The following is an 18,008-nucleotide window of genomic DNA, read 5'->3' as shown; positions in this document are numbered from 1 at the left end:
AGCCAGAACCATACGGGCTAGGTATGGTGTATACAACCCAGGCCGACAAGGAGAATCAGTGAGTGTGGCCGATGACACCGAATGGGACCGCGACGCGTGGGACCTCGATCCGGACTCGGCCGCCCTGGCGCTGGCGGTCTTCACCCCCTCGACAACGGCCGCGATCATGCGCGAGGCCCTCTACGGAACCCGCCGCTTCGAGGACTTCCTCAGGCGGACAGGCATCAGCCCCAGCGTGCTCGCCGCCCGCCTGCGCGAACTGGTCGCCCAGAACGTCCTGGTCAAAAGGCCCTACCAAGAACCAGGTGCCCGCGCCCGCGAGGAGTACTGCCTGACAGAAAAAGGCCGTGACGTAGCCCCCGCGGTGATCGCCCTGATCAACTGGGCCGACCGCTGGCTCAGCGGTGACCGCGGCCCCACAGTCGTGCTGAACCACCGAGACTGCGGCGCCCCCATCGAAACCGTCATGATGTGCGCCCACGGCCACGAACTACGCGCAGTCCGCGACGTAGCAGTAGCCCCCGGCCCCGGCGCCCGCCCCCGAACATGAAGTCAACCTACGAGCAGAACCGGTTGAGCCGGGGTCAGGCCGGCGATGATGCCGGGGAGTAATTCCGGCAGTTCTCACGGTAGGAGCTTGTCCGTGCAGCGGGCGAGCTCCTGCACTGTCCACCATCGGCGTTCGATGACGCCGGCTTTCTCGTTGCCAGTCGGATCCGATCCAATGAGTCGAATCCCAGCTCGTCCAGCCGGGTAGTTGCTGACAGCTCGCCGGGATCAACCGCATGGATCGACGCGACGACGGCAACACAGCCAAGCTCACCCGTGAGCAGAAGGGCCGCTTCGTAGCCACCTGCTGGATCGGCCAGATCTACAAACACATCCCCGACCCCAAGCCGGCCTATGTAGCAGACTGGGCCGACATGCCCGAATGGCAACGCGAAACCGACTCAGACATCTTCGAACGCATCGAGCAGGACCTATAGTTCCGATAGAATTTTGGTGAATTGTCGCACGACTGAGCTGCTCTGGCGTTCGCTGGCGACGTGACGGCGACACGTGGTGGCACGTTAGGTGAGCCAGAGAGTCAATTACTCTTCGTGTCCGACGTACTACGAAGAGGTGACTCTGGGACTACAGACTACCGGATTCGGGGCTCCCGACCACGGCCTTGGCGGTATACGGTCTACTGCCCGGACCAGGAGTCCGGCGGGCCTTGCTGAGGTCACCGTCGGCGAAGAACATTTCAAGTTCGCAGTTATCGCACCACCATTGTGGCCATGCGAATCCTCAGCTCACCTCCACCAAGGGGAGGTTCATCAGGCTGGCGATTGCGCGCAAGCTTGCTGTCTGGTGGCCTGTGCCGAGGGCCCAGTGGTGGCCGACGCCGCTGGCTGACCAGTCGTCGGTCCAGTCGCCTGGGTTTCGGGCGAAGTCCACTCTGCTTGTTGTGTTGCCGATTTTCATGTGGGGGCCGTCGACGACTGTGCCCTCGGCGGCCACGAGGCTGTAGCGGCCGTCCTGGGTCTGGCCGACGCCGAGGAGGGTGACTGGGCCGTGAGCTACGTCGAACTCGACGGAGACGCCCCAGCCGCGTTTGCCGTGGAAGACGCCGAGGCCGCGCAGCAATGGTTTGCCGGAGCTGATGGCCAGGTGGCCTGGGCCGTCGTGGCCCATTTCCACGTGGCCGCGTTCGAAGTCCAGGGCCTGGAACTCGGTGAACGAGCCGCCCGCTCCGAGGATGTCCATGATCAGCATGGCCATGCTGGTGCGCAGTTCGTACTCGCCCGCGGCGGGGATTCCGCGCGCGGTCAGCAGGCTTGCGCCCAGGATCATCCCAGCCGCCAGTCGTTCGTGTTGTTCTCCCTCGAGTCCTCGGTGGTAGTAGGCCAGGCTGTCGAGGTCGAAGTCCGCGACGAGCTTGTCCAGTCCGGCCGAGACTTTCGCGCCCCAGGCGAAGTCGTCGGCGTCCACCGAGTCTGTGACCTCGAAGATCGACTCCACCGACGCGATCTTGGCCTCGATCTCGGCAGAGGTCACCTGCTGTACACGCACCCGCAGGTCGTCGTACTCCAGGACCTCGACATGGCCGCCGAACTGGGCACTGACCATCGTCAGATCTGTTGAGACGTCGTACATTCCCGGATACAGGTGACCCATCAGGCCGTGCCGTCCGGTCCGCAGGACCTTGCGCACGGCGGCTGCCTTGATCCAGTTGCCGATCTTGGTCCAGGCTCGCTCGTCGCGCAGGAAGCCTGACACGCTGCGGAATTCGATTCCGGCGCGGGTGAAGGCGTTGGCCATCTCGGGCAACGGGCACGCGCCGCAGTAGGCCAGCCACTCCCCCGTCGTCACTGTCGCGTGGTCCATCGACTCGGTCGGCTGGAGGTTGATCAGCAGCACCGGCGCGCCTGACCGCTGCGCGATCGGCATGAGCATGGTCGCCGTCATGTATGTAGTCAGAAAGCCCACAATGAGATCGCACCCAGCGGCGCGCAGCCGTTCCGCGGCCACGGCACCTTCCTGCGCGTCCGAGATGAAGCCGACGTCGATGATTTCCGCGTCATAGCCGGAGATTCGTTCGCTCACGTAGGCCGCGGACTGCTTCAACGTCGGCAGCAGCGAGGGAAACTGCGGCCAGTACGCGCCGAGGCCGCCTGCCACCAAGCCGATGGTCGGCCTGCGCCGCTGGGTGCCGGTCTGCATACCTACTCCTAACCGAGACGGAAATCCGCGACCCGGATCGGCGAAGGCGTGGTGCCGCTGGATCGTTGCTGGTAGAACACTGACAGCACGCCTTCACTGGCCACACGCGAATAGTCCACGTTCACCTCACCGAAGACGTTCATACTCGGCCGGTCGAACACCATCGTCCAGTCGGTCCAGCCGCTTGCCTTCGAGGCGGACATGATCCGGCCGAACGGCATCACGATGTAGCCGTTGTCGTTGCGGTCGAACACGATCCGGGTACGCCCGGTCGAGTTCGGCGCGATCGGGATCTCTCGTTTGGTCCACGTCCCGTCGGCCGCACGGGTCACGTGGAAGGCCCGGCCCCAACGAGTGCGGTCGGCCGCATAGCTGGTGACACACTGGGTGAACCGACCCGGCACGTAGCTGATGATCACGTGCGGGTTGCCCGCGGAGTCGACCGCCTGGCTCTCCTGGTTCATCAGGCCATGATTGGGATCGAGCGGGTCGACCACCAGGTTCTGCGACACCGCCACCGGAGAACCTCCGGTCGTGCCAACGACATTGCCCGCGTTGTCACGCCATGTGCGGCCGCGATCATCGCTGTAAACATAGCCGGTGTCGTGGTTGGTCAGGCCGCCTGAATTGCACAGCACGCCTGCATTGCCTTCACGCCAGGTGAATGCCGCGTACAACCGGCCGTTACGCCCATAGTTCAAGCCGTGCAGATACATGTTGCGAGTCGTGCTGGTGACGCCGTTGGGCGCGGTCCACGAGCCGGTGGCCGACGACCATTTGCCCAGCTTGCGCCAAGTCCCGTCGTACTCGGCGAGTTCGTTGGTGCCGTTGCCCGAACCGCCGGTGCGATAGCTCAGCTGCAGTTTACGTTCCGGCGTGACCACAAACTGCGGATACGTGATCGAACCGAGGTCCTGACCGTCCAGAGTCCGTTGCACGGCACCGAACCGAGACGCCGACCAGCTCCGGGAAGAGGGCGACGAGACCAGGCCCGCCTCGGACTTGGCGTAGTAGATCTGGTTGTTGTGGGTGTCCATCGCCACGTGCAGCCGTCCGTCGGCAGGCGAGATGCCCAGCGAGATCACGTTGTGCGAGTCGTCGACAGCCAGCTTGTGCGGGAGAACGACCTTCTCCCAGGCGCCGGTCGGCAGCTTGCGGCGCGCCACCACAGCACTGCGGTCTGCCGTGTACCAGGTCGCATACTGGTATCCGGCGTGCGTGACGATCGCATCCTGTTGGAACGACTCGTTGTTCACAAGTCCGTCGTAGGAGACGAAATACAGTGCTGACGCGTCAAGCTGGGACTCACGCAGCAAAGCGACGGTCGGAGCAGCAGCGATGGTGTGCCTACCAGTTACTTCCGGTGCAGCGACGGCGGGCGAACCGGCCAGCGCAATGCAGGCGATGAGCAAAGCCGGTAGTCTCATGGTCAGGCACCCCACCCTGCGGCGGCGCCGCCGGTGCGCTCGGCGCGGAGCTTGTCGAAGTGGCCGGAACGGTTGTACGCCGCGATCGGGTCAGGGTCGATGCCCATGTCCTCACGCAACTCCGCGAGCAGAGGCCGCACATCGGTGTTGAAGGCATCCATCACGACCGCGTTCGCCCCGAGCACGTCGCCCTCACTTTGGGCGCGGTGCAAGGCATCCGCGTCGATGAGCAGTGCCTTGGCCGTGGCCTCCTGCACATTGAGCACCGAACGGATGAGCGCCGGGATCTTCGGCTCGATGTTGTGGCACTGGTCGAGCATGAAGGCCACGCCGTTGGCGGGCTCCAGCCCACCGCCGAGCACGATCTCGCTCATGATCCGGAACAGCTGGAACGGATCGGCGGCGCCGACCATCAGGTCGTCGTCGGCGTAGAACCTCGAATTGAAGTGGAAGCCGCCGAGCCTGGCGCGGTGCAACAGGAACGCGACGATGAACTCGATGTTCGTGCCGGGTGCGTGGTGGCCGGTGTCGACCAGCACCTGGGCGCGTGAACCGAGATCGACGCAGTGCGCGTAGCTGGTGCCCCAGTCCGGCACGTCGGTGGTGTAGAACGAGGGCTCGAAAAGCTTGTACTCCAACAGCATCCGCTGGTTGCCGCCAAGCCGGTCATAAACCGCGCGCAACGCCTCGGACAGCCGCTCCTGCCGGGCGCGAATGGAGTCCTGCCCGGGATAGTTGGTCCCGTCGGCGAACCACAGGGACAGGTCCGCCGAGCCGGTCGCGTCCATGATGTCGACGCATTCCAGCAAGTGCGCCAACGCCTTCTGCCGGACTGCCGGGTCCGGGTTGCAGACGCTGCCGAGCCGGTAGTCGTCCTCCTGGAACACGTTCGGGTTGATCGCGCCGAGACTGATGCCCTGGCCGGTCGCATGGGCGGCCAGGTCGGCGTAGTCCTGCACTGTGTCCCAGGGGATGTGCAGCGCGACCGAGGGCGCCACGCCGGTGAACCGGTGCACGGTCGCGGCGTCGTCGACCTTCTCGTAGGCGTTGCGCGGAACGCCTTCCTGCGTGAACACCTTGAACCTGGTGCCCGAGTTGCCGTACGCCCACGAAGGCGTCTCGATGTGCTGGGCACGCAGCGCGGCCAGGACCGCGGTACGGTCAGCCATGTTGTCCTCCTGATGGTCAGTCGAGGTGGAACACCTCGTCGAGCGGGACGATCCCCTCATCCGGCTGCCCGTCCAGCCCTTCGAAGAACGGCGCCATCTCCGCCTGCCACCGGCCGTTGACCTCCTCTGCGGCCATACCGGCCAGTGCGGCGTCGAAGTCGTCGGTCTCGAAGTATCCGACCAGCAGACCGTCCGGCCGCAGGAACAGCGAGTAGTCACGCCACCCGGTCCTGCGCAGCGCTTCGAGCATCTCCGGCCACACCGCGGCGTGCCGCCGCCGATACTCCTCGATCAGGGCGGGTTTGACCTTGAGCAGGAAGCAGACGCGCCGCGGGCCGGCCATCAGAAGTTGTACTTGTCGATGTTGGCGGAGTTGAACACCGTCGGCGGGCCGAGGATGATCTCGCCCTTCTTGCCGATCTTGCGCTCACCGAGCTTGCCTGCCTTGAGCGTCTCGCCCTCGGCACCGCTGATCTGGCCGGAGGCCAGCGCGGCCGCGGCGTAACCGGCGAGATACCCCAGCTCGGCCGGGTCCCACAGGGCGAACTCGGTGACCGTGCCGTCCTTGATGAACTGGCGCATCTGGTTGGGCGTGCCCAGGCCGGTCAGCTTGACCTTGCCCTTGTACGGCGAGGTCGAGATGTACCGGGCCGCGGCCGAGATGCCCACGGTGGTCGGCGAGATGATGCCCTTGAGGTCCGGAACCGACTGCAGCAGCGCCTGGGCCTCCTGGAACGACTTCTGGTCGTCGTCGTCACCGTAGGCGATCTTGACCAGCTCGATGCCCTTGTACTCCGGCTTGGTCAGTTCGTCCTTCATGAACTGGATCCAGGTGTTCTGGTTGGTGGCGTTGGGCGTGGCCGACAGGATGGCGATCTTGCCGCTGCCGCCGATCTGCTGGGAGATCAGCTTGACCTGCGAGCGGCCGATCTCCTCGGAGTCGGCCTGGTTGACGAAGACCTGGCGGGCGTCGGCCGAGGCGTCGGAGTCGTAGGTCACGACCGGGATGCCCTTGCTCATGGCGTCCTTCAGCGCCGGGGCGACCGCGTTCGGGTCGTTGGCGGCAATGACGATCGCGTCCTGCTTCTGCTGGATCAGGGTGTTGATGTAGGAGACCTGCGAGGAGGCCGAGGCGTCGGACGGGCCGACCTCCTTGCCCTCGCCACCGAGCTCCTTGACCGCGGCGATGCCGCCGTTGTCGACGATCACCTCGTAGGGGTTGTCGATCTCCTTGGGCAGGAAGGCGATCTTCAGGCCCTGCTTGATCGCGGCGTTCGGGTCGGCCGCCCGGCTGGTCCCGGTGGACGCGCCGCCCGCGGCCGGGCCCGAGTCCTTGGTCGTGCCGCTACAACCGGCTGTGAGCGCTAACACCACACCGACTCCGGCGGCGATCGTCGCCCGGCGTCGTGCGGATGAGTGGATCAACATTGGTCCTCCTCAATGGGGCTGCGGGAGGCGGGCGCCTTCCACGGAATCGGAATCGGGCAACGGGCTTTCCGACGCGGCCGGCGGCGGGGTACGTCGCCTGGACAGCGCCCCCACCACGACCGGAACCAGGACGGAGACGATCAGCAACAATCCCGTGATCACGTTCTGGATCTCGTTGCTGACATCCCCGAGGAACAACACGTTGCGCAGCCCGGCCATCAGCAGCACGGCCGTGGCCACGCCGAACACCGTGCCGCGCCCGCCGAAGATGGAGACCCCGCCGAGCAGCACGGCGGCGACCACCGCCAGCTCAAGGCCGTTGCCGTTGTCGGCGCGGGCACTGTTGTAGCGCAACGTGAAGATCACCGATGCCAGCGCGGCGAGCCCGCCGGACACCAGGTAGAGCGACATCTTGATCCGGTCGACCCGGATGCCGGAGAACCGGGCCGTCTGTTCGCCAAGGCCGATCGCGTACAGCGCGCGGCCGACCGGCGTGTAATGCACGACCACCGCAGCGATAGCGCCCACGACGATGACCAGAAGCGTGGCGTACGGCAGGAACGTGCCAGGTATCGAATCGGTGGCCAGCGGCCGGTAGTTCGCCGGGAACCCGGTCACCGCACCATCACCGAGCACGACGTAGGCCAAACCCCGGTAGAGACCCAATGTGCCGATGGTGACCGCGAGCGACGGGAGTCCGAATCGGACGATGAGCACCGCGTTGACCGACCCCAGCACGATTCCCGCCACGACGACCAGCGGCACGATCATCTCGAACGACATCCCGGCGTTCCACAGGGTGCCGGTCAGCGCCGAGCAGAAGCCGAGCACCGAGGCCACCGACAGGTCGATCTCGCCGGTGAGCACGATCGGCAGCATCGCGAAGGCCAGCAGCGCGACCTCGCTGTAGTCCAGCAGCAGGAAGCTGATGTTGTCCGGTTGCGCGAACCCGGGTGTGCTGGTCGCGCCGAAAGCGAGCACCGCGACGCACAGTACGAAAAGCACGGTCTGCCAGTTGAGGAATCGTTCACGCACGGCGCCGGTTCCTTTCGGTTTGCAGCCTCGCGGCAAGCCGCAGCATCACGGCCCGGTCCAGCGAGATGGCCAGCAGCAGCGCCGCTCCGTCGACCGCGCGCTGCCAGAACGCCGGGACGCCGAGGATCGGCAGCGCACTGGTGATCGTGGTGAGCAGCAACGCGCCGAGCGCCGCCCCGACCACGGTCCCGCTGCCGCCGAAGATCGCCACGCCGCCCACGACGACCGCGGCCACCACTGCCAGTTCCTTGCCCGACCCGACCCCGGCGTTGATCGTGCCGAAGTAGGCCGCGTGCAGCATCCCGGCCAGCCCGACCAAGGCGCCGGATATCACGAAAGTCGTGAAAACCCTGCGGCCAGTGGGGATACCGGCCAGGCGGGCGGCGTCCGGATTCGATCCGATCGCGTAGAGCTCACGGCCGGATCTGAAGCTACGCAACGCGAACGCGGCAGCCGCGACGACCACCACCGCGACCAGCGTGAGATTCGGGATGCCGAGCAACGACCCGCTGCCGAAGGACAGGAAGTCCGATGACATCTGGTAGGCGTTGACCTGCTGCACGCCGGTCGCCGACGCCCAGGCGTAGTCCAGGCCGCGGAAGACATAGAGCGTGCCGAGTGTCACCACCAGTGCGGGAACCTTGGCGATCGCGACCAGAGCACCGTTGAACGCTCCGCACAACGCGCCGAGGCCGATCCCCGCGAGTACGACCACGATCGTCGGCATGTCCTTGTCGGACAGGAACATCTGCCCGCTGAGGTAGGCCGACAGGCCCATCACCGAGCCGACCGACAGGTCGATGTTGCGGGTGATCACCAGCATGGATTGGCCGACCGCGAGCAACGCGATGATCGAGGCGTTCAGGAACAGGTCGTGCACGCCCTGCCCGGACAGGAAGCCGGGATTCACCGCGGTGGTGGCGGCCACGACCGCGAGCAGAACGAGGACTATCCCGCTCTCCCGGCTGGTCAGCACCGCGCGAACCGCACTGTTCATGCCGCACTCCCCTCAGGCCGGCCGCCGTTGCCGGTTGCCGCGTGCATGACCGCTTCCTCTGTCGCCTCGGCCCGCGACAACTCGGCCGCGATCCGTCCTTCGTGCATGACCAGCACCCGGTCGGCCATGCCGAGCACCTCCGGCAGTTCGGAGGAGATCATCAGCACCGCCATCCCGGACGCGGCCAGATCCGACAGCAGCGCGTGCACCTCGACCTTGGCGCCGATGTCGATCCCCCGGGTCGGTTCGTCGACGATGAGCACCTCCGGGGTGGTGGCCAGCCATTTGCCGAGCACCACCTTCTGCTGGTTGCCGCCCGACAGCGTGCCCGCGGGATCGCTCAGCCTGCCGAACTTCAGGCCCAGCCGTTCGGCCCACTTGGCCGCCAGCGAACGTTCTCCGCCTGAGCGCGTCAAACCCCAGCGCGAGACCTTGGAGAGCTGGGACAGGCTGGTGTTGCGCTCAATGGACAGCTCCAGGATCAGGCCCTGTTCCCGGCGGTCCTCCGGGACCATCGCGAGCCCCGCGGCGATCGCGGCGCGCGGGTCGGACGCCGGAAGTTCAGTCCCGGCAACGGACACGCTCCCGGAGTCACGCGCGTCGACGCCGAACACCGCCCTGGCGACCTCGGACCTGCCGGAGCCGACCAGCCCTGCCAGGCCCACGATCTCGCCCCGGCGCACGGTGAACGAGACATCCTGGAAGACGCCCGCGCGGGAGATCTCCTTGACCTCAAGGGCCGTATCGCCGACCTCGGTCTCCCGTTTGGGGAACAGCTGTTTCACCGAACGACCGACCATGCTGCGCACCAGGGCTTCGTGCTCGATGTCGGCCATGCGCTCGTTCGTGACCAGCATTCCGTCGCGCAGCACTGTGACCTGTTGGCACAGCGCGTACATCTCCTCCAGCCGATGGGAGATGAACAGCAGCGCGGCGCCATTGTCGGCCAAGGTCCGGGCGACCCGGAACAGCCGTTCGGACTCCACACCGGACAGTGCGGCGGTCGGCTCGTCCATCACGATGATCCGCGCTTCGGTGGCCAGTGCCTTGGCGATCTCGATGATCTGCTGGTCGGCAATGGACAGTCCGCGGGTCGGCAGAGCCGGGTCGATGGGCACGCCGAGCGTCTGGAAAAGCTCGCCCGCACGCTGGTACATCGCGTTTCGGTCGACCAATCGGCCGGCGCGCAGCGGCTGACGGCCCATGAACACGTTCTCAGCCACGTTGAGGTCAGGGAACCTGTTGGGCTCCTGGTGGATCACGGCGACGCCGTGGTGCTGGGCGTCGCGGGGACCGCCGAACCTGATCGGCGCGCCGTCCAGCCACACCTCGCCCTCGTCGGGCTGGTGCTCGCCACCGATGATCCTGACCACTGTGGACTTCCCAGCACCGTTCTCCCCGGCCAGCGCATGGATTTCCCCTGCCTGCAGGGCAAGCGAGACATCACGCAGCGCGCGGACCGCGCCGAAGGCCTTGCTCACCCCACGCAGCTCGAGCAGCGGAGCCACTACGCCTCCTCGATGAAACGTTTCACGGCGGTTGCGCACAAGTTAGGCGAACTCGCGGGCAGGGTCAAGGTCTCCACCAGGCAGCTGCCGAATTGATACGATTCAGTTCATGGCCGCAAGCATCAAAGACGTCGCCAAGCTGGCCGGCGTCTCCGTCGGCACCGTGTCGAACGTGCTCAACCGGCCCGGGAAAGTCGCGGCCGGCACCCGCGAACTGGTGTTCGCCGCGATCGCCGAACTGGGTTTCGTCCGCAACTCGCCGGCCGCGCAGCTGCGCGCGGGCACCAGCCACTCGCTGGGCATGGTGGTGCTGGACATGACCAACCCCTTCTTCCAGGAAGTGGCCAGGGGCGCCGAGGATGTCGCCGTCGAACTGGGCAACGTCCTGATGCTGTGCAACTCCGACGAGCAGGTCGGCCGCGAGAACGGCTACCTGCAGGTGCTGGAGGAACAGCGAGTCCGCGGTGTCCTCATCACACCGGTGACCGTCAGTTCCGAACGGCTGGACGCACTCCGCCGCCGCGGCACCCCCACCGTCCTGGTGGACCGCAGCGATCCACGCGGCGACTGCTGTTCGGTCGCGGTGGACGACATCGCGGGCGGCGAACTGGCCGGCGCCCACCTGCTTGCCCAGGGCCACGACCGCATCACCTACATCACCGGCCCGCTCAGCCTGCGCCAGTGCGCCGACCGGCTGACCGGCCTGCGCCGCGCGGTGATCGCGGCCGGGAAGGACCCGGACATCTGCCTCGACGTCCTCGAAACCCCTGCGCTCAAAGCCAAATTCGGCTACGAGGCCGCACTGGCGGCCATTGAATCCACAGTGGACGCGATATTCTGCGCCAACGACCTGCTCGCCCTCGGAGCCCTGCGCGCCGCGGTGCAGACCGGCCGCCGAATCCCCGACGACATCGCCCTGCTTGGCTACGACGACATCGAATTCGCCGCGGACGCGGCCGTGTCACTGTCCTCGATCAGGCAACCGGCGATCCAGATCGGACGCCAGGCCGCCCGCCTCCTGCTCGACGAATGCGACCACCCGGACACCCACGCGCACCAGCAGATCACCTTCAAACCCGAACTGGTGGTCCGCGAATCCACCCAGTCCGGTAGGTCTAACTGAGCTGGGCGTCCAGCGACAGTCGCATCAGTTCGTTGCGCGAGGACAGGCCGAGCTTGGTGAAGACCTTGCTCAGGTGGTAGTCGACGGTGCGCGGGCTGAGGAACAGGTGGCCCGCGACGGTTCTGTTGGTGGCGCCTTCGGCTACCAGCCGCGCGATCTGGAGTTCCTGCGGGGTGAGCTGGTTGACCGTGCTGGGGTCCCGTTTGCGCGCGGTGACGCCGGTGGCACGTAGTTCAGTGCCGGCTTGTTCAGACCACGGCCGGGCACCGAGTCGTTCGAAGGTCTCGTGGGCTGTGGTCAGGTGACGGCGAGCGTCGGCTCGTCGGCGGCGGCGCCGCAATGCCTCGCCGTAAAGCAGTTCGGTCCGCGCTGTGTCGAATGGGCGCCCGCCTGTCGCGTGCAGGTTCAGTGCCTCATCGAAATAGCGATCCTCGTCGGGGCCACTGGCCAGCAAACCGGCGCAACGCGCCACAAGCGCCAGCGCCCACAGGGAATTGACCTGTTCGGCCCACGCTCGCAGCATTGTCGCCGCGTTCTTGGCCGCGAGTTCGTTGCCAGTCTTGGTGGCCACCTCGACGAGGTCCGCCGCGGCGAACACGCTGACCACCAGATGGCCCTCCCCTGGGCCGGCAGCAGCCAGAGCCGCCAGCCGGTCGTACGCCTCCGCCGGACGCCCGGCGCCGAGATCGAGTAGAGCCAGCGCCCAGGACGCGATCGCGGCGTGCGGACCGAGCCGGTGCCCGATCGCATGCGCCAGTGCTGCGGTCGCCGCCTCTCTGCAGGCCTGTTCCTGGCCCTGCACTGCGGCAAGCCACGCGAGGATGCTGCGGTGGTGCGCGGCCGGGTTGTCCTGCCTGGTCTCTTCCGCCAGTCGCAGGCCTTCGTTCGCGTGCGCCGACGCGACCGCGAACCGTCCGGTCCAACTCTCCAATGCCGCCAACGGTGCCAGCAGCGCTGGCAGTTTCGCGGCAGCGGCTTCGGACCGTGCCGTCGTGGCCGCGCGGGTGAACAGGTCGATGGCTCGTGCGTCCTCGCCGAGGAACATGGTTCCGGCTGCGGCAAGCATCAGGGTGTGCGGTTGCGCTGTGGCCATGGCCAGGTCGGCGGCCTCGCGCAGCCGGATCGCCGCAGTGGCCGTGTCGCCGTCGAGGAGGCTGCCCAGGCCTGTGACAAGGCGGGCTGCGACGGTCACCGCGCCGTGGTCGGACGGCAGATCGCTCAGCCGCCGGCCGGCCTCCCCCAGCTTGGGCAGGTCTGCGGTGGCCCAGGCGATCTGCCCGGCCTCGGTGAGCATCCGCGCCGCCCGCTCCGGGTCTGCGGCTGTGATCAACTCCGAGCCCGCGAGCAAGACGGCGTACGCGTCCGAAGGCACCCCGCAGGCAGCCTCGATCGTGCCGCGCACATGGGCGATACGCCCCCGCAACGCAGGTTCGTCAGCAAGGCGCTCTGCTGAATCGAGCAACGGCCGGGCGCGGTCGGGTTGCCCCGCCAGCCAAGCAGACTGCGCAGCATCGGCGAGCCGCTCGGCGCGTAGTGCAGGCCCGGTGGTGAGCGCGGCGGCCCTGTCGTACGCGGAGGCTGCCGCAGCGTGCGCGCCTCGGTTTCCAGCGCGTTGCGCCGATGTGTGTAGCGCGTCGGCGGTGGCTTCGTCTGGGCCGATTGCGGCGTTGGCCAGGTGCCACGCGCGCCGATCCGGGTCCTCGTCGGCGTCCATCGCTTCGGCCAATGCCTCAGCGACGGCCCGGCGCTGCTGGAAGGTCGCTCCTCGGTAGATCGCCGAACGCACCAGCGGATGATGGAACGCCAGGACAGGCGATTCGACCCGCACCATTCCGGCGGTCTCAGCCGGGTCCAACGCCGCGGCCCCGATACCGAGCCTGTCCGCCGCGCGCAGCACCACCCGCAGCTCGCCAGTGTCCTCAGCCGCCGCGACCAGCAACAACGTCTGGGTGTCGGCGGGCAGCCGCCGGACCCGGTCAAGGAACACCTGCCCGAGATCGGCGGCCACCGGGAGCCGGACCGGCAGCGGATCCGTGCCAGCCAGTTGCCGCTCAGACAGCGAAGCCGCCAACTCAGCCAGTGCGAGCGGGTTGCCTACGGTGTCCGCCACCAGACGGTCACGCACTTCGTCCGACGGCTTGCTGCCCGCCCTCTCAGCCAGCAAAGCACCGGCCGACCGCTGGTCAAGGCCGGTCAGAACCAGCTCAGGCAGGCCTGGCACGCGGAACGGCGCCGCCGGGTCGTCTCGCACGCCGAACAGCACGACGATGCCTTCGGCCTGCACCCGGCGTGCGGCGAAGGTCAACGCGTCAGCCGATGCGCCGTCCAGCCATTGCGCGTCGTCCACCAGACACAGCACGGGCCCGCCCTCGGCAACCTCGGCAAGCAGGCTCAATGCCGCGAGGGACACCAGGAAACGGTCCTCGGCACCGACAGCGGGCCCCTCACCGAAGGCGCCAAGCAGCGCGGATCGCTGCCGCGCGGGGATGTTCCCGGCGTGTGTGAGCACCGGGTGCAGCACCTGGTGCAACGCGGCGAACGGCAGTTCGGACTCCGTCTCGATGCCGGCACCACGCAGCACACGGAAGCCGTCCGCCGACTCGGCCGCGTAGCCCAGCAACGCCGACTTGCCGATTCCTGCCTCACCACGCACAACCAGGGCGCCGCTGCCCCGGTTTCGAGCGTCGGCAAGCAACTCGTCGATCCGCGCGCGATCCCGCCTACGGCCGTGCAACACGATCCTGATCGTAGGGCCGGGCGGCCCGTGACGGCACTGGTGACTTCACTGATTCGACGCAGGGCGTTCCACGGCATCGTCAGGTGTACCGAAACCCCTGCTGACAAGGAGAAACAAGTGCACACCACCGATGTGCTCGTGGTCGGCGCCGGCCCCACCGGCCTGATGCTGGCCGGTGAACTCGCGATGGCCGGTGTCTCGTGCCGGCTGCTGGAGCGCCGGACCGAGGAGCCCAACATCACCCGGGCGTTCGCCGTGCATGCGCGCACCCTTGAACTGCTCGACGCCCGTGGCATGGCCGACGACCTGCTGCCGCGGGGGATTCCGGTCCCGGCCGTGACGCCCGCGCCGCGCTCCACGGTCGACCTGCGCGAGCTGGACACCCGTTATCCGATGATCCTGATCGCGCCGCAGAGCGGCACCGAACGCACGCTGCAGGCTCGCGCCAAGCAGCTTGACGTGGAGATCGTCCGGGGCGCCGAGGTCGTCGGCATCGAGCAGGACGCCGACGGGGTCACCGTCAAACTCGCCGACGGCGGGATCGAGCGCGCCCGGTACCTGGTCGGATGCGATGGCGCGCACAGCGCGGTGCGCCAGCTGGTGGGCATCGACTTCGCCGGAAAGCAGTACGAGACGCACATTCTGCTGGCCGACGTTCAGCTCGCCAACCCGCCGGAGGACCCGATGTTCGCCAGGAACAACGCCGACGGTGCGGTGATCGTGGTCCCGTTCGGCGACGGCTGGTTCCGTGCGATCGCGTGGGACCGGCTGCGTGAGCGGGCTCCTTTGAAGGAACCCGTGACCCTGGACGAAATGCGGGACGCGTTCCACCGAATCGCGGGCGACGACTACGGCATGGGCGAACTGCGGTGGAGCACGCGCTTCCTCAGCGAGCGCCGCCAGGCCGAGAAATACCGGGTCGGCCGCGTGTTCCTGGCAGGCGACGCCGCGCACGTGCACTCACCGCTGGGCGGACAGGGCATGAACACCGGCATCCAGGACGCGATGAACCTCGGTTGGAAGCTCGCTGCGGCAGTGCAGGGATCAGGCGCGCCGTGGCTGCTGGACAGCTACGAGAGCGAACGGCATCCAGTCGGAGAGCAGGTACTGGCGCTGACCGACGCGTTCAACAAGCTCGTTCTCGGCCGCAGCACCGTCCGCCGGGCAATGCAGCGCGTGGCAATCAGGTTGATCACCAGCATCGGACGCACCCGGCGCGCGATGGCCGCGCGGCTGAGCGGTGTCGGTATCAGCTACCCGCGGACACACGGCGACCACCGGCTGACCGGTCACCGGATGTCCGATGTGGACTGCTCAGGCGTCCGGCTCTACGAGCTGCTTCGCCAGGGACAGTTCGTACTGCTGACCAAGAGTGGCACGTTGTCGACCGACCGCTCGGACGTCGTGTCCGCGACCCACTCCAGCCCGACGATTCCGGCCGCGGTCCTGGTCAGGCCGGACGGCTATGTCGCATGGGCAGCCGACAACCCGGCTCCCGCGCAACTCGCGGCCGCGCTGGACCACTGGTGCGGCCAGGCGCAGAAAAGCGTCCGATGACAGCAGGCGGTTGCCACCTCGGATCGGGCGAGGTGGCAACCGCGATGTGCTGCGTGCCGGGGTCAGGCCGCAGGCGGCATGAGAACTGTGTCGATGATGTAGACGGTGGCGTTGGCGGTCTTGACGTTGCCGCAGACGATCTTGGCGCCGCCCGTGCCGACAGTGAAGGCCTGACCGCTGCCCATGGTGGTGAGCCTGCCCTTTTCGACAGTGTCGAAGCTGCCGTCGGTGAGGTCGGTGGGCGTGACGGTCTTGGGGACCACGTGGTAGGTCAGGATCTTGGTCAGCAATGCCTTGTCGGCAAGCACCTTGTCCAGATCGGCCTTCGGAAGCTTGGCGAAGGCATCATTGGTCGGCGCGAACACCGTGACACCCTCCAGCCCGTTGAGCGTGTCGACCAGACCGGCCTGCTTGACCGCGGTGACCAGAGTGGACAGTACCGGGTTGTTCGACGCGGCGGTGGCGACCGGGTCCTGGGCCATGCCCTCGAAACTGCCGGCACCGTCCTTGGGGACAGCCGAGCACGCCGGGCCGAACTGGGCTGACATCGCCGGAGTCGTTGGCGCCTGGGACATCGGGGGCGCGGGCGGCTGGGACATCTGGTTGCCCGGCGACGCGGTGGGGCTGGATCCGCACGCGGCCAGGCTCATCAGCGCGATTGCGCCGACGACCGCCGCGAGTGTACGTGGCAAACGCATAGCTGTTGCTCCTAGGGGGTTTTCGAATTTCTGTCAGGCATTCGGCCCAGCCGGTTGGCCGGATTGCCCTAGGATTGGGAAAAATTCCAGTTCATCCCTGGACGGTGAACGTCGTGGAGTGCCATCCGGTCGCACCGTCAGGGATGGGCGGAACACGCATTTCGGTTTGCCTGTACCCGGTCTTGTCGGTCGCCCGGCAGTCCACTGTGTGCAGTCCCGGTGCGAGGTCGAGTTCGGCCCGCCACATCCGCCAGGTGCTGGTGCTGACCTCGGCTGCCAGCTCGGCGGTCACCCATGGCCCGTTGTCGGCACGGACTTCGACCTTGGCGATACCTCGCGGCTGGGCCCAGGCCACACCGGCGATGGTCGTCCTGCCTGGGCCGACGGTGGCGAACCCGGACGGCGAGTCGATCCTCGACTGCGTCTTGATCGGCGCCTGCCGGCCCCAGCCACGTTTGAGCCAGTAGGACTGCTTGTCGGCGAACTTGTTGAACTCCATGTCCACCACCCATTTGGTGGCCGACACAAACCCGTACAGACCCGGAACGACCATTCTGGCCGGGAAACCGTGCTCGGCGGGCAGCGGTTCGCCGTTCATGCCGATCGCCAGCAGTCCCCGGTCCAGCACGTCGGCCACGGGCGTGCCGCAGGTCCAGCCGTCGACGCTGGTGGAGAACAACTGCTCGGCACCAGGTTTGACACCGGCTTCGGCAAGCACGTCACGCAGCGGCACACCGATGAAGTTCGACGTGGAGACGTACGGCCCACCGACCTCATTGGACACGCAGGTCATCGTGATCGTGCGTTCCACCAGCCGCATCCGCCGGATGTCGGCGAACCGGAGCATCAGTTGCTTCTCGACCGCGCCGTGAATCCGCAGCACGTAGTCCTCGGCCCGCAGCCGGGGCACGTCGAGCTGCGTGTCGATGCGATAGAAATCCCGGTTGGAGGTGAGAAATCGCGGCGTACCCAGCTGCGGAAAATCGGCCCCAGCGGGGATCGGCGGCGCCGGGGTGGCCGGGACAAGATCTCCGACCGCGGTCCTGGAATCCTCGACACTGCCGCCAAGCAGTTGGCCACTCACTCCGGCAATGCCGATGCCGGCCACGGTGTACAGGAACTGCCGTCGGCCTGAACCGTCCACAGTGGTTGTTCGAAACGCGACCCCATGCAGCCACATGAACACACCGACGCCCGCCACCAAGCTGGTCAACGGCGCCAGCACATCGATGACGTCCGTATCCGGCCGGGTGAGCACCGCCACGATGCCCAGCCCGCCCAGCAAGGTCGCCACCACCACACCGGGCAGCGGGCTACGCCGCGACACAATCCCCGCGATCGCCGCTACCAGCAGCAGGACAACCGCCATACCTGCCAGCAGAACCAGCTTGTCGTTCGTACCGAAGTTGCGGACCGCGAAGTCCTTCAACGGCGCCGGAGTCAAGTCGATCGCCGAGTTTCCCACCGCGTAGAACGGCGACGCGTTGGGGTTGAGCAACCCTGCGATCAAATGCCCCGCGGTCAAGGCGGCCAGGACCGCGAGCACGCCGACCAGGATCGACCTGAGCAAGGAAAGCCGGTCGATGGTGGTGGCTGTGTCGTGGTCCTGCGCCATACCCAGCC

The 18,008-nt window shown here is 67.1% G+C and carries 15 protein-coding genes and 1 pseudogene; 4 read left to right on the top strand and 12 right to left on the bottom strand.

What is annotated here, in order from left to right; all coding sequences use genetic code 11:
• Positions 1 to 58 precede the first annotated feature (58 nt).
• Complete coding sequence (locus JOF56_RS31455) at positions 59 to 550, top strand: winged helix-turn-helix transcriptional regulator (protein ID WP_307855342.1); 492 nt, start codon at positions 59 to 61, stop codon at positions 548 to 550.
• Between the two features lie 34 nt (positions 551 to 584).
• Here the strand turns inward: JOF56_RS31455 and JOF56_RS60815 are convergent, their stop codons facing one another.
• Entirely contained in the window at positions 585 to 881 is a 297-nt protein-coding gene (locus tag JOF56_RS60815) for an acyl carrier protein (RefSeq protein ID WP_372448288.1), read from the bottom strand.
• On the opposite strand from JOF56_RS60815, the pseudogene JOF56_RS31450 reads away from it, so the two are divergent.
• Positions 801 to 986, top strand: a pseudogene (locus JOF56_RS31450) (hypothetical protein); the annotation flags it as partial. The gene JOF56_RS60815 and the pseudogene JOF56_RS31450 overlap by 81 nt on opposite strands.
• Positions 987 to 1,290: 304 nt before the next feature.
• Here the strand turns inward: JOF56_RS31450 and JOF56_RS31445 are convergent.
• From JOF56_RS31445 to JOF56_RS31410, 8 genes are read right to left on the bottom strand one after another with little or no spacing between them, the layout of a single operon-like run.
• On the bottom strand, positions 1,291 to 2,706 hold the full coding sequence (locus tag JOF56_RS31445) for an L-fucose/L-arabinose isomerase family protein (protein ID WP_209643083.1): 1,416 nt from the start codon (positions 2,704 to 2,706) through the stop codon (positions 1,291 to 1,293).
• 8 nt (positions 2,707 to 2,714) lie between these two features.
• Positions 2,715 to 4,133 (bottom strand): BNR repeat-containing protein, encoded by a 1,419-nt coding sequence (locus JOF56_RS31440; RefSeq protein WP_209643082.1) that lies wholly within the window; start codon positions 4,131 to 4,133, stop codon positions 2,715 to 2,717.
• Between the two features lie 2 nt (positions 4,134 to 4,135).
• On the bottom strand, positions 4,136 to 5,302 hold the full coding sequence (gene rhaI / locus JOF56_RS31435) for an L-rhamnose isomerase (protein ID WP_209643081.1): 1,167 nt from the start codon (positions 5,300 to 5,302) through the stop codon (positions 4,136 to 4,138).
• A gap of 16 nt (positions 5,303 to 5,318) precedes the next feature.
• Positions 5,319 to 5,645 (bottom strand): L-rhamnose mutarotase, encoded by a 327-nt coding sequence (locus JOF56_RS31430; RefSeq protein ID WP_209643080.1) that lies wholly within the window; start codon positions 5,643 to 5,645, stop codon positions 5,319 to 5,321.
• Positions 5,645 to 6,730 (bottom strand): rhamnose ABC transporter substrate-binding protein, encoded by a 1,086-nt coding sequence (gene rhaS / locus JOF56_RS31425; RefSeq protein ID WP_209643079.1) that lies wholly within the window; start codon positions 6,728 to 6,730, stop codon positions 5,645 to 5,647. The genes JOF56_RS31430 and rhaS overlap by 1 nt, the downstream gene beginning before the upstream one ends.
• A 9-nt stretch (positions 6,731 to 6,739) precedes the next feature.
• A complete protein-coding gene (locus tag JOF56_RS31420; protein WP_209643078.1) occupies positions 6,740 to 7,765 on the bottom strand; it encodes an ABC transporter permease in 1,026 nt (341 codons plus the stop codon).
• Positions 7,758 to 8,762, bottom strand: a complete 1,005-nt coding sequence (locus JOF56_RS31415; protein ID WP_209643077.1) for an ABC transporter permease — start codon at positions 8,760 to 8,762, stop codon at positions 7,758 to 7,760. Before JOF56_RS31415 ends, JOF56_RS31420 begins: the two co-directional genes overlap by 8 nt.
• Positions 8,759 to 10,270: a sugar ABC transporter ATP-binding protein gene (locus tag JOF56_RS31410; RefSeq protein ID WP_307855341.1), complete on the bottom strand. Its 1,512-nt coding sequence runs from the start codon at positions 10,268 to 10,270 to the stop codon at positions 8,759 to 8,761. The genes JOF56_RS31415 and JOF56_RS31410 overlap by 4 nt, the downstream gene beginning before the upstream one ends.
• Before the next feature lie 109 nt (positions 10,271 to 10,379).
• On the opposite strand from JOF56_RS31410, the gene JOF56_RS31405 reads away from it, so the two are divergent.
• Complete coding sequence (locus JOF56_RS31405; protein ID WP_209643076.1) at positions 10,380 to 11,393, top strand: LacI family DNA-binding transcriptional regulator; 1,014 nt, start codon at positions 10,380 to 10,382, stop codon at positions 11,391 to 11,393.
• Here the strand turns inward: JOF56_RS31405 and JOF56_RS31400 are convergent.
• Entirely contained in the window at positions 11,386 to 14,130 is a 2,745-nt protein-coding gene (locus tag JOF56_RS31400) for an AAA family ATPase (protein ID WP_209643075.1), read from the bottom strand. The genes JOF56_RS31405 and JOF56_RS31400 overlap by 8 nt on opposite strands.
• A 117-nt stretch (positions 14,131 to 14,247) precedes the next feature.
• On the opposite strand from JOF56_RS31400, the gene JOF56_RS31395 reads away from it, so the two are divergent.
• A complete protein-coding gene (locus JOF56_RS31395) occupies positions 14,248 to 15,687 on the top strand; it encodes an FAD-dependent monooxygenase (protein WP_209643074.1) in 1,440 nt (479 codons plus the stop codon).
• Between the two features lie 62 nt (positions 15,688 to 15,749).
• On the opposite strand, the gene JOF56_RS31390 is transcribed toward JOF56_RS31395, so the two are convergent.
• Both JOF56_RS31390 and JOF56_RS31385 read right to left on the bottom strand, forming a co-directional pair.
• Positions 15,750 to 16,385, bottom strand: coding sequence for a fasciclin domain-containing protein (locus JOF56_RS31390; protein WP_209643073.1), 636 nt, complete (start codon positions 16,383 to 16,385; stop codon positions 15,750 to 15,752).
• A gap of 91 nt (positions 16,386 to 16,476) precedes the next feature.
• Positions 16,477 to 18,000 carry a molybdopterin-dependent oxidoreductase gene (locus JOF56_RS31385; RefSeq protein WP_209643072.1) on the bottom strand — a complete coding sequence of 508 codons (1,524 nt, stop codon included), beginning with the start codon at positions 17,998 to 18,000 and terminating at the stop codon, positions 16,477 to 16,479.
• Positions 18,001 to 18,008 lie beyond the last annotated feature (8 nt).

It is taken from the genome of Kibdelosporangium banguiense, from assembly GCF_017876405.1.
Lineage (GTDB): Bacteria > Actinomycetota > Actinomycetes > Mycobacteriales > Pseudonocardiaceae > Kibdelosporangium > Kibdelosporangium banguiense.
The sequence above is the reverse complement of the archived record's forward strand: the minus strand, read 5'-3'. Positions and strand labels throughout refer to the sequence as shown.